8 protein-coding genes are annotated in these 7770 nt (G+C 64.6%); 4 read left to right on the forward strand and 4 right to left on the reverse strand.

The window, feature by feature from the left end; all coding sequences use genetic code 11:
• Positions 1–187 precede the first annotated feature (187 nt).
• On the forward strand, positions 188–736 hold the full coding sequence (locus AC1DJT_RS10640) for a peroxidase-related enzyme (protein ID WP_476767873.1): 549 nt from the start codon (positions 188–190) through the stop codon (positions 734–736).
• A 336-nt stretch (positions 737–1072) separates the two neighbouring features.
• Entirely contained in the window at positions 1073–1441 is a 369-nt protein-coding gene (locus tag AC1DJT_RS10645; protein WP_113513467.1) for a DUF2794 domain-containing protein, read from the forward strand.
• Here AC1DJT_RS10645 and AC1DJT_RS10650 read toward each other — a convergent pair.
• From AC1DJT_RS10650 to AC1DJT_RS10665, 4 genes are all read right to left on the reverse strand, one after another.
• Positions 1425–1973 carry an N-acetyltransferase family protein gene (locus AC1DJT_RS10650; protein WP_476767861.1) on the reverse strand — a complete coding sequence of 183 codons (549 nt, stop codon included), beginning with the start codon at positions 1971–1973 and terminating at the stop codon, positions 1425–1427. The two genes, AC1DJT_RS10645 and AC1DJT_RS10650, sit on opposite strands and share 17 nt — an antisense overlap.
• 86 nt (positions 1974–2059) lie before the next feature.
• Positions 2060–2833 (reverse strand): Bax inhibitor-1/YccA family protein, encoded by a 774-nt coding sequence (locus tag AC1DJT_RS10655; RefSeq protein ID WP_441493295.1) that lies wholly within the window; start codon positions 2831–2833, stop codon positions 2060–2062.
• 220 nt (positions 2834–3053) lie between these two features.
• Positions 3054–5642, reverse strand: a complete 2589-nt coding sequence (locus AC1DJT_RS10660) for an ABC transporter permease (protein ID WP_476767862.1) — start codon at positions 5640–5642, stop codon at positions 3054–3056.
• Positions 5643–5651: 9 nt separating this feature from the next.
• Positions 5652–6353: an ABC transporter ATP-binding protein gene (locus AC1DJT_RS10665; RefSeq protein WP_069878613.1), complete on the reverse strand. Its 702-nt coding sequence runs from the start codon at positions 6351–6353 to the stop codon at positions 5652–5654.
• Positions 6354–6545: 192 nt separating this feature from the next.
• Between AC1DJT_RS10665 and AC1DJT_RS10670 the strand changes: the two genes are divergently transcribed.
• Positions 6546–7133, forward strand: a complete 588-nt coding sequence (locus AC1DJT_RS10670) for an arylesterase (protein WP_476767864.1) — start codon at positions 6546–6548, stop codon at positions 7131–7133.
• 122 nt (positions 7134–7255) lie between these two features.
• A partial coding sequence (locus AC1DJT_RS10675; RefSeq protein ID WP_476834038.1) for an aldo/keto reductase occupies positions 7256–7770 on the forward strand: 515 nt, incomplete at its 3' end.

Below are 7770 nucleotides of genomic sequence, written 5' to 3' on the forward strand. Positions count from 1 at the left end.
TAGGCTGCGGCGCCTTTCAACTTTCGTCGCATCATGCACACGAACAAGGGCGCCCGTGCGAACATCGCGGCAGATCCTGTCGAAAGTTCAACCCCGCCGACACATCAGGAAACGGACCATGTCGAACAAGCATGACAAATCGAAGGTCGKAGAGCTTCCGACTCGGCAGGATGAGTCGCCAAGGGTGATGGCGCTGGCGTTGCCGGAAGTCGAACTGTCGCCCGAGAATCGGGCCTATTTCGCCAAATGCCAGGAGAAGCTCGGCTTCGTGCCGTATGTGCTGCTGGCCTACGCCCATGACGATGCCAAGCTCACGGCCTTCGCCGCGTTCTACAACGACCTGATGCTCGGCCCTTCGGGTCTCTCCAAGCTCGAGCGCGAAATGATCGCCGTCGCCGTGTCGAGCGTGAACCGGTGCTATTACTGCCTGACGGCACATGGCGCCGCGGTCCGTCAGCTCTCGGGGGATCCGGTGCTCGGCGAGCTGATGGCCATGAACTATCGCGCTGCCTCGCTCTCGCCCCGCCATCGTTCGATGCTCGATTTTGCGGTGAAGCTGAGCGAGACGCCCTATCTCGTCGAGGAAGGTGATCGCGAGGCGTTGCGGGCGGCGGGATTCGGCGAACGTGACATCTGGGATGTCGGTGCGGTCGCTTCGTTCTTCAACATGTCGAACAGGATGGCCTCGGCCGTCGATATGCGGCCAAATGCCCAGTATCACGGACAAAACCGCTGAAGAGCCTGCATTTTCGCCAAAAGAAAACGGCCAGCGGAAACCGCCAGCCGTTGAGGTAGCCTCGAACCGATAGGCCCGACCTCACCAAGCCCGGGGGGCTGGGGGGCTGACGTATCCGGAACTCAATGAGGCCGGGCCGTCGAGGCAACGAGGAGAGTTGAGCCCGGCAACTTGGCCATCGCTTGGCGCGTTCGCGGCGAAAATGCGGCGTGGCTGACGAAGGCGTGATTCTTTTCGGCCTGCCTCGATCTCTTGCCAGCGCAGCATCCGGGGCGCATCATCCTGCCCAACGGGAAGTGCGATCGGGCCCTGCCCGACCGCCGATCGGGAGGCGCTATGAGCGAAAGCGAAACGCCGCAATCGCACGGGGCCGGGGCGGTGGTTGCCTTCCCCGGTCCGGCCAAGCCGGCGGCCGTTACTTTTGATCGCCGGGAACTCTCTGAGCTTCTCAATCTCTACGGCCGGATGGTCGCTGCCGGCGAATGGCGCGACTACGCCATCGATTTCCTGAAGGACAAGGCACAGTTCTCGGTTTATCGCCGAACCTCCGAGGTCCCGCTCTACCGGATCGTCAAGGATCCCGCCCTTGCCAAGCGCCAGGGCGCGTACTCGATCGTCGCGGCGACCGGGCTGATCCTGAAGCGCGGCTCGGATCTCAGCCGTGTCCTGCGGGTGGTCGACAAGAAGCTCAGCGTGGTGAGTTGAGGGGCGGCGCGGTTCGGTTGCCGTCGCCGATTTCCTTCTGCATCAGCATCTGGTCGAGCCAGCGGCCGTGCTTGTAGCCGACGGCCCTGGCGACCCCGATGAGCGCGAATCCGGCGTGTTCATGCAGCCGTCGCGAGGCGGCCGAGGCGCCGTTCCCATCGCCAATGACCGCGACCATCTGCCGGAAGCCCCTGACTTCGCACGCGGCGATCAGCGCGCTCAGCAGAGCGCGGCCGATACCGAAGCCCTGTGCTTGCCGCGAGAGATAGATCGAGTCCTCCACCGTGCTGCGATAGGCCGGGCGCGGGCGATAGGCACCGGCATAGGCATAACCGAGCAGATCCTCGCCTCTGGTCGCGACGAGATAGGGATAGCCATCGGCAATGAGCGCCTCGAAGCGCCGCTGCATCTCGCCGGTCGAGGGCGGTTCAAGCTCCCAGGAGGCGGTGCCGTTCGAGACGGCATCGGCATAGATCGTGGTGATGACGGGGATGTCGTCGATGCGACCGTCCCTGATCGTGATGGGGTCCATCCGATCAAGATGGACCGCGAGGAACGCAAAAGAAAAGCCCCGGCTTTGCAGCCGGGGCTCGCTTGATCTGCAAGGCGGACGATCGATCAGCGACGATCGCCAAACAGCTGAAGCAGCATCTGGAACATGTTGATGAAGTTCAGGTAGAGCGACAGAGCGCCGTTCACCGAGAGCTTCGCAGCCGATTCGGCGTCCAGATCCGAGTAGAGATACATCTCCTTCAGGCGCTGGGTATCCCAGGCGGTCAGGCCGGCGAAGACCAGCACGCCGATCGCCGAGATGGCGAAAGAGAGCGCGCTCGAGGCCAGGAAGATGTTGACCACCGAGGCGATCACCAGACCGATCAGGCCCATGATCAGGAAGGAGCCCATGCCCGAAAGCGACTTCTTCGTGGTGTAGCCGGCAAGGCTGAGCGCGCCGAAGGCGGCGGCCGTGATGAAGAAGACCTGAGTGACCGACGCGCCGGTGAAGACGACGAAGATCGAGGACATCGACACGCCCATCACCGCCGCGAAGGCGAAGAACATGGTGCGCGCGGTCGAGGAGCTCATGCTCTCGGCCTTGAACGAGAAGAAGAAGATGAAGGCGAGCGGGGCCAGCATCACAACCCATTTGAGCGGGCTGAGATAAAGGGCCTGGCCGAGCGGGGTAAGTGCGGTGATCTTGCCTTCCGCCGAGACGCCGCCGATCGCGAGCATGCTGATGCCGAGGGCGGCAAGGCCGGTGATGGCCAGACCGATCGACATGTTGTTGTAGACGCCGAGCATGAACGAGCGCAGGCCCTGATCCATCTCGACGGCGCTGGTCTGCTGTGCGCGGCCGGCACCCCAGACTGGAGCATTGCGGTCGAAGTTGCTCATAGAGCGATTTCCCTCACAGGTAGAATTCCGGGGCGGACATCGCCTCCGCGATCTCCACCATCGCCCAAAATCGTGGCGACAACGCGGAATATGAGGGGGATTGAGCGACCTTACAAGAGGCCGCCATGGTTAAGAGCGCCGCCTGAATAGATCACGGGCCCCAGAATGATGCAATGCGGCGAACGCTCCATGTCTATCTCGGAGGCAAGAGCGACAGTTCTCATAAATTCCGCAGATGAGAAGCTGGCGCCTTCGATAGTATTTTTAGGGTTCCGAACAATCCGAACAGGACGGTGACCATGATCGCGGCAGTCGCAGCGAGGATCGCGCCGGTTGGATCGCTGACGAATTCTATCTTCATCACTTGGGTGACGACCCCCCAGCCTGCCAATGCGCCGGCGACAACGCCGAACAGGGCGGAGACAAAACCTATTCCGGCATATTCGAGGGCGTACGACGAAAGTATGAAGCGACGTGTCGCGCCGAGCGTCTTCAGGATCATCGCGTCGTATAGCCGCGCATGCTGCCCGGCCGCGAGAGCGCCTGCCAGGACCAGCAGGCTGGAGGCGATCGCCAGGCCCGAGGCGCCGCGAATCGCGGTCGCGAGCTGGCTGACGATGGTGTTGACCGCTTCGAGCGCGTCCTTCACCCGCACGGCGGTGACCGATGGGAATTCGACCGCCAGCCGGCGCAGCAGCTGCGCATCGGCGCCGGCCGTCGCGTCGGTCCCGGAGGTGACAGTTGCGAGATTGGTGTGCGGCGCGCCGGCAAAGGTGTTGGGCGAGAACACCATGACGAAATTGATGCCGAGCGAGCGCCATTCGATGGTGCGCAGATTGGCGATCCGCGCCGTGATGTTGCGGCCCAGCACGTTCACGGTGACGCTATCGCCGACCTTGAGCCCAAGCCCGGCGGCGATCGGCGCATCGAAGGAGACGAGCGGTTCGCCGCGGTAGCCTGCCGGCCACCATTCCCCGGCAGTGATGATCGAGCCCTCGGGCATGGTTTCCGCATAGGTGATGCCGCGATCGCCATCCAGGACCCAGGCTGCCTGCTCGGAGGCCTTGATCTGCTCGGCACGCACGCCGTTGAGACTGGTGATGCGGCCGCGCATCATCGGGACGCGTTCGAGCGTGGCGCCTGGCCTCGTTTCGGCGATGAAGCTGTCAAAGCGCGCGCTCTGGCCGTTCGGGATATCGAGGAAGAAGAAACTCGGCGCCTTGTCCGGCAGCGACTGGGTCAACTGCCGGGTGAGGCTGACATCGATGAAGGCGAGCGCCGAGAGCAGGGCGACTCCGAGGCCCAGCGAGAGCACGAGCGACGGCGTCAATGCGCCGGGGCGATGGGCATTGGCGAGCGCCATCCGCAGGGCCGGGTTCCGCGGTCGCGGGCTGCGGCGAGCGAGAGCCATCAGACTCCAGGCGACGAGGCGCAGCAGCAGGAAGATGCCGGCGGCCACGGCGATATAGATCAGTGCGATGCGGCGGTCATAGGCGAAGGCGACTGCGACGCCGACGAGGCCGATGAGAGCCGCAAGGAAAACACCGAGATAGACCAGCCTGGGCCGGCGCAGATCCGGCTCGATCTGGTCGCGGAACAGGGCCGAGACTGGCACGTCATGCGCCCGGCCGAGCGGCAATATCGCAAAGACCAGCGCGGTCAGCAGGCCATAGAGCGCCGCGATCACCAGCTCTCCTGGCGCCAATGTCGGCTCGAAGGGCAGGGGCAGCAGGTCGCGAAGCGCATAGCCGAGCGCGAAGGGCGCGGCGGCGCCCAGCAGAAGACCGATCGCGATGCCAAGCGCCGCAACGATCATGACCTCGGTCAGATGGATCGCGACGACATGCCCGCCGGTTGCGCCGATCGCCTTCAAGGTCGCGAAATCGAGCTTCTTGGCCTCGACGAAGCGGCGCACCGCATTGGCGACGCCGACACCGCCAACCAGCAGGGCGGTCAGTCCGACCAAGGTCAGGAACTGCGTGAAACGCTCGAGATTGCGCTGAAAGCTCGGCGCGGCATTGGCGCGCGAGCGGATTTCCCAACCAGCGTCCGGCTGTTGGTGACCGGCATCGGCGGTGAGGCGCTCGAGGGCAGCATCATCGGACGCCGTGGGGGGCAGCGAGACGCGATAGGTCCAGCGCACCAGGCTGCCCGGCTGGAGCAATCCGGTGGCACGCAATGCGTCCTGGGACACCAGAAGACGAGGACCGAAGCCGACGCCCGACGCGATCTTGTCCGGCTCTGAGACGAGGCTGGCGCGCAATTGCACGCGCGCGCTGCCGACCGAGATCGTGTCGCCGACCTTCAGGTCGAGGCGACCAAGCAGCACGGGATCGGCAATGGCGCCAAAGCTGCCATTGCTCTGGGACAGCAGATCGGAAAGCGGGCCAGCCGGCTCGCTGACGACCTCGCCGATGCTCGGATAGGCGGAATCCACCGCCTTGAGCTCGATCAGGGCCGCGCCCTTGTCGCCCGCATTGGCCATGCCGCGCATCGTGGCGATGGTCGAGAGGGCGCCACGTCCTTCGAGAAAGCTCCGCTCGACGGCGGTGGCCTCGCGATGGATCAGGCTGAAGGCGACGTCACCGCCGAGAATGCGTCGCCCTTCGCGATGCAATCCTTCCGTCAGGCCGCGCGACGCCGAGCCGACGGCTGCGATGGCCATGACGCCGAGAGCGAGACAGGCGATGAAGACGCCGAAACCGCGCAGGCCACCACGCAGATCGCGCCAGGCGAGCCGCAGGGCGAGTGCCGGGCCAAAAGGGGAGCGGGGAGGGGTGGCAGCGGTGGGCTTGACCGGAGCGTGCATGGCGAGGGCTCAGGCGACGGCGAGATCGGCATCGGCTTCGATCCGCCCGGCGCGCAGGCGCACCGTCCGGTCGCAGGCCGCGGCAAGCGAGAGGTCATGCGTGACCAGCACGAGGGTGGCGCCCCGCTCGCGGCGCAGCGCGAAGATCAGATCGACGATCGAGCGGCCGGTGCTCTCGTCGAGATTGCCGGTCGGTTCGTCGGCGACGAGAATGGCCGGATCAGGCGCGACGGCGCGAGCGATCGCGACACGCTGCTGCTCGCCGCCGGAGAGCTGGGCCGGATAATGGTCCATGCGATCGCCGAGCCCGACATTGCGCAGCTCGGCTTCCGCCCGGGCGAACGCATCGTCTGCGCCCGCAAGTTCGAGTGGCAGAGCGACATTCTCGCGCGCCGTCATGGTCGGAACGAGATGGAAGGACTGAAAGACGATGCCGATCTGGCGCCCACGAAAAACCGCAAGGCCATCTTCCCCGAGCTGACCAAGATCCTGGCCCGCTACCTTCACCAGTCCGGAATCGGGTCGTTCGAGCCCGGCCATCGTCATCAACAGGGTGGATTTGCCTGATCCCGAAGGACCGACCAGCCCGGTCGCCTCGCCGGCAGCCAGTGACAAAGAAACGCCCTTCAGGATATGGACGCGGGCGGCTGCACGCCCCAGACTAAGATGGACATCCCGCAATTCGATCGCCGGGGCTGACTTATCACTCATCGCCACATGATCCTGTCTTCAATGCCATCGACGCCGTCCATCCGCATCGCATCGCGATGGGGATGGGGTCTCGGCGCGTTGCGCCCCGCCGCCCGATATGGGCGCGGTCGCGCGCTTGTCCAATCATTTGCCCGTGCTTTTTGCGCTGCGGCCTTTTGGCTGGCGCTTTTGATGCTCCTTCCGGTTTCAGCCATGGCACAAGCCCAGACACCGCGCCCGCTCAAGCTTGTCGTGCTGGGCGACAGCCTCAGCGCCGGCTATGGCCTGCCAGCGAGCGCGGCATTTCCGGCGGTGCTGGAGCAAGCCTTGCGCCAGAAGGGACATGCCGTCGATATCGCCAATGCCGGTGTCTCGGGCGATGTCGCCCAGGGGGGCCTCGAGCGGCTCGACTGGTCGGTGCCCGACGGGACCGATGGTGTGATTGTCGAGCTTGGCGCCAATGACGCGCTGCGCGGTTTCGATCCGGCGGTGACGGAAAAAGCGCTCGAGGACATCATCACGCGGCTGAAAGTGCGCGGTATCCCGGTGCTGCTGGCCGGGATGTATGCGCCGCGCAATCTCGGCGCGGAGTACACCGGCCGTTTCGACGGGCTGTTCAGGGCACTCGCCGAGAAACACGCGCTGGTGTTCTATCCGTTCTTTCTCGAGGGCATTGCGGGCGATCGTGCGCTGAACCAGCCGGATCTGCTGCATCCGACAGCCGAAGGCGTGCGCGTCATCGTCGAGCGGATTCTGCCGACGGTCGAGCGTTTCCTGGAGACCATCCGCTCGAAATCCTGATCCCTTCCGTTCCGGACCGATGCGCCGCCACGGAGCAGGGCGTTCGCATCATGCCGGTCGGCCCGAAAATCGCTTCCCACCCCATGAGCGCCCCTGCGCGCAATCTCCGGAGTTGTCTGACCATGCAATATCGCCGTCTTGGGCGCACCGACCTCCAGGTTTCGGTCATTTGCCTTGGAACCATGACCTGGGGCCAGCAGAACACCGAAGCCGAGGGCCATGAGCAGATGGACTACGCTCTCGCGCAGGGCGTGAATTTCTTCGATACGGCAGAAATGTACTCGATTCCGCCGCGGCCGGAGACGCAGGGCTCGACGGAGCGGATCATCGGCAGCTGGTTCAAGGCGCGGAAGAACCGCGACAAGGTCATCCTGGCCTCCAAGATCGTCGGCCGCTCGGCCAATGACTGGTTCCGGGACGATCGCGGACCGACCCGCATCAACCGCAAGCAGATCTTCGAGGCGGTCGACAAGAGCCTGACGCGGCTGCAGACCGACTATATCGACCTCTACCAGCTGCATTTCCCCGAGCGTTCGATGCCGTGGGGCTCGAATCCAACACGCTTCAGCAAGGCTGCCTTCGAAACGCCCGATGGCGAGACGTCGATCGCCGAACAACTCGACGCCTTCGGCGAGAT

The organism is Allobosea sp. 05T422_2 (genome assembly GCF_056396265.1).

Excerpts from the sequence above, each read along its gene's own strand:
- AC1DJT_RS10650 (WP_476767861.1), bottom strand. The coding sequence starts at position 1,973 with ATGGACCCCATCACGATCAGGGACGGTCGCATCGACGACATCCCCGTC.
- AC1DJT_RS10655 (WP_441493295.1), bottom strand. The coding sequence starts at position 2,833 with ATGAGCAACTTCGACCGCAATGCTCCAGTCTGGGGTGCCGGCCGCGCA.
- AC1DJT_RS10665 (WP_069878613.1), bottom strand. The coding sequence starts at position 6,353 with ATGAGTGATAAGTCAGCCCCGGCGATCGAATTGCGGGATGTCCATCTT.
- AC1DJT_RS10640 (WP_476767873.1), top strand. The coding sequence starts at position 188 with ATGGCGCTGGCGTTGCCGGAAGTCGAACTGTCGCCCGAGAATCGGGCC.
- AC1DJT_RS10645 (WP_113513467.1), top strand. The coding sequence starts at position 1,073 with ATGAGCGAAAGCGAAACGCCGCAATCGCACGGGGCCGGGGCGGTGGTT.
- AC1DJT_RS10670 (WP_476767864.1), top strand. The coding sequence starts at position 6,546 with ATGGCACAAGCCCAGACACCGCGCCCGCTCAAGCTTGTCGTGCTGGGC.
- AC1DJT_RS10660 (WP_476767862.1), bottom strand. The coding sequence starts at position 5,642 with ATGCACGCTCCGGTCAAGCCCACCGCTGCCACCCCTCCCCGCTCCCCT.